The organism is Candidatus Coatesbacteria bacterium (assembly GCA_014728225.1).
Classification (GTDB): domain Bacteria; phylum RBG-13-66-14; class RBG-13-66-14; order RBG-13-66-14; family RBG-13-66-14; genus WJLX01.
Genome location: WJLX01000090.1, coordinates 1 through 3,887, shown reverse-complemented (window position 1 = coordinate 3,887; position 3,887 = coordinate 1). Strand labels below are relative to the sequence as shown.

Annotated in this window: 2 protein-coding genes; both read left to right on the top strand. The window is 69.9% G+C overall.

Annotated elements, in window-relative coordinates:
• Nucleotides 1-170 precede the first annotated feature (170 nt).
• Complete coding sequence (locus GF399_06335) at nt 171-2,816, top strand: CHASE2 domain-containing protein (protein ID MBD3399932.1); 2,646 nt, start codon at nt 171-173, stop codon at nt 2,814-2,816.
• A 75-nt stretch (nt 2,817-2,891) separates the two neighbouring features.
• Nucleotides 2,892-3,887: RnfABCDGE type electron transport complex subunit D (locus GF399_06330; protein MBD3399931.1), on the top strand; the 996-nt coding region annotated here is incomplete at its 3' end.

Here is a 3,887-nt window from a genome sequence, read left to right as displayed (position 1 = left end):
TTCGAGTCCGCCGGTGACAATCCAGTCGAGCCCGACCGACACCCTGGACCTATGAGGGTGTCTTGTCGTTGGACCTGCGGCGCTGTTCAGGTTGACCATCGGGGCTGTGCTACAATGGTGGGGGTGTTATCTGTCGTATAATCAACTACTCGTGACGGGAGCGCTGGGAAATGGCCGAGGAAGGGACCCGCAAGGCTAAACCGCGCACCCGGCTGCGCTGGGGCTTACGTCTGGGTCTGCTGGGGGGCCTGCTGGCCGCGGCGCTGACCGTCGCCGGGCTGACCCGTCAGCTCGAGGTCCTCAGCCGGGACCTGCGCTTCCGCGTACGGGGTACCGTCGAGGCGCCGGCGGAGGTGGTCCTGGTGACCATCGATCAGCGCTCCCTCGACGTCCTGGGGCGCTATCCCTGGGAACGCGGGGTGCTGGCCGAGGTCGTCGAGCGCCTGACGGCGGCGGAGCCGGGTTGTCTGGCTCTGGACCTGGCCCTGTTGGAGAGCTCGACGCCGGAGGCGGACCAGCGGCTGGCCCGCGCTCTGGAGGCGGCGCCGACGGTGCTGCCCGTCTATCTGGCGGCCCTGCCCCTGTCCTTGAGCGAACGTCCGACTCCCAGCCGCGACGGCGGTCCCCTCTACTGGTACACCCCGGCGCCGCCCTTCCGCCGGGCGGCGACCGCTCTGGGCCATGTCGCCCTGGACCCCGACGTGGACGGCATCTACCGCAACCTCTACCTGGAGCAGTCCTACGGCGGACGGGCCTACCCGGCCTTCGCCGCGGCGGCGACGGCGGTCTACCGGGGTGAGCTCCCGCAACCGGGCGACGTCCCGGTCGATGACGCCGTCGGTCAGCGGGAGCGCCTGCTGATCAACTACCGCGGTCCGGCGGGCACCTTCGAGCGCTACGGGGTGACCGACGTGTTGGCCGCCGACGACGCCGAGCTGCGCCGCCGCCTGGGTGGCCGGTTGGTTTTCCTCGGCGCCTCGGCGGCCGGGCTGCACGATTCGGTCATCTCGCCCTTCACCGCCGGGACGCCGCTGCCGGCGGTCGAGGTCCACGCCAACGCCGCGGCGACCCTGATGGCCAATGACGAACCCGTCGTCTGGCCCCGCTGGGTCGAGCTGCTGCTGCTCGTCGCCCTTGGCGGGTTTAGCGGCGTACTCTTCATTCGCGGCCGTCCCATGGTTTCTCTGCTGTTGCTGTTGGGCGGGCTGGCGGCCTGGACGGGTCTGGGGCTGGCCGCCTTCCTTCTGTTCAACGCCCTGCTGCCCCTGGTTTCACCCCTGCTCGCCCTGGCCCTGTGTTTTCTACTGGTCAGCCTGGGTCGGTTGATCTCGGTCAACCGGGCCCTGGACGAGCAATTGCTCGAGCTGGGGCGCAACCTGCGCGGCGGTCGGCTGGCCCCCGGCGAGCCCCGAAAGCTGACCAAGGAAGCCGAGACCAGCCTGACCTACACCCTCGGTCTGTTGGGGATGCGGGTGACCAGCTCCGCCGGCGAGGTGCTCTACCGCCACGGCGATTGCGGTGGAACGTGCGACGGCGAGCCGGAACCGCCGCGGCGCATCTACCGTGACTTCGGCGACGGCGTCGAGCTCTGCCTGTGCTACTCGGGCACGCCCAGCGTCAATGAGGCCGCCCTGCTGGCCGCCTGCTCCAATCAGGTCAAGGCGTTGTTCAACCGCGGTGGCGAGTCCGTCCCCGGCCCCTTCGCCGGCCTGTCCCGGGAGCACACCCAGGCCAAACTCGACATCCTGGTCCAGCTCGGTGACGCCCTGGCGGCCAGCCGCTCGACCCTGCAACGCGTCCTGGGCGCCACGGCCAAGACCGTCCTGCTGACCAACGCCTACGGGGTGATCCAGCTGGCCAACCTGCCCGCCCGGGGGATCTTCACCGCCGCCGACGTTCTCGAAGCCGACGGCGAAGACCTCGTCGGTCGCAGCGTCTACTCCCTCTTCCCGGGCCAGAACCTGCGCCAGATCATCGTCGACGCCGTCGACGGTCCGACGTCCAACACCGTCAAGCTCCACGGCAACACCTATCTGCTCGAGGTCTCGCCGCTGGCCGACGAGGGCGGGCTGCGCGGCTTCGTGATCACCCTGACCGACATCACCGAGCTGGCCCGCATCGACCGGATGAAGACCGAGGTCATGCACATCATGAGCCACGACCTCAAAGGTCCCCTGGGGACGATCCACGGCTTCGGCGAGCTGTTGACCGACGAGGAGATTACCGACGAGGAACGCCGCCAGTACGGCGGCTACGTGGCCTCGGAGTCCGGCAAGCTGATCGGTCTGATCGAGGCCTTTCTCGACGTCAGCCGGATCGAGAGTGGCCGGATCAAGGGCGAGTTCCTGCCCGTCGAGCTGAGCGAGATCGCCGCCGAGGCCCTCGAACTGACCCGGGACCTCGCCGGGCGCCGCGGCGTCCAGCTGGTGCTGCGCGGCACCCCGCACGGCCCCGTCGTCTCCCTCGACGCCGGCCTGGTCTCCCGGGCCCTGGTCAACCTGATCGACAACGCGATCAAGTTCTCGCCCGACGGCGGCCTGGTGACCGTCGAGGTCCAGCGCACACCGCGGGGCGGCGAGATCCTGGTCACCGATCAGGGGCCGGGCATCCCCCCCGGCGATCAGAAACGCATCTTCGACAAGTTCTACCGCGCCGCCAACGCCGCCGAGGTCCCCGGCACCGGCATGGGCCTGGCCTTCGTGGCCCAGGTGGCCCGGCTGCACTCGGCCGAGATCGTCGTCCATTCGACACCGGGCGGCGGCTCCACCTTCACCCTGCGCTTTCCCGACAGCGACGACGGGGGCGGCGACGCTTGACAGCGGGGCCCCTTTTGGCTAGCTTGTAACGGTATCGGTCGTAGCTGGTAGACTGCGGCGAGGGAGTCTCAACTGATGACCAACAAGACGATGGACGGCTCCAAACCGAGCCTGAGCGAGCACGCCGCCAAGAGCCTCCACGCCCTGCCCTTCTGGAGCGGCCCGGCCCGGCTGCTGCCCCTGCACCGCAAGTTCCTCTGGGCCTTCGTCCCCCTGCTGGCGGCGGCGGTCTACTTCTTCGGCTGGCGCTCCCTGGTCCTGGTGCTGGTCTGCCAGCTGACCGGCTGGCTGATCGCCGCCGGTTTCGCCGTGATCCGGCGCAAGCCCATGGACGGCACCTACTGGATCACCGCCTGGCTCGTCGGCCTCTCCCTGCCCGCCCACGTACCGCTCTGGCTGCCCGTCATCGCCGTCGGCGTCGGCCAGCTCTTCGGCAAGGAGGCCTTCGGCGGCTTCGGCCGCAACGTCTTCAATCCCGCCCTCGTCGGCCGGGCCTTCGTCACCATCAGCTTCCCCACCTTCTTCGCCGGTCGCTGGTGGGAGCCCTTCTGGGGCGGCGCCGGCGGCTTCGCCCACTGGAGCCCCCTCGCCGCCGGCCCCGAGGCCGTCACCACGGCCACCCCCCTGGCGGCCTTCAAGGGCTCCGGCGTCGAGCAAGACCTCCTCGACTTGTTGCTGGGACGCACCTCCGGGGCCATCGGCGAGACGGCGGCCCTGCTGTTCGTCCTGCTCGGTATCTACCTGCTGATCCGCCGGGTAATCAACTGGCGCACCCCGCTGGCCGTCCTCGGCGCCGCCGCGGCGGCCTCCCTCGTGCTGCACGCCCTGCGGCCCGAGCTGTTCCCCGGTGTGCCCTACACTCTGGCCGGCGGCGGGCTGCTCTTCGGCGCCCTGTTCTTCGCCACCGACCCGGTCAGCTCGCCCTCGACCAACGGCGGCCGCTGGATCATGGGGGCCCTGATCGGCGTCCTCGTGGTGCTCATTCGCGCCCTGTCCAGCTTCGCCGGCGGGGTCTTCTTCGCGATCCTGCTGGCCAACACCTTCACCCCGCTGGCGGACACGCTGATCAAG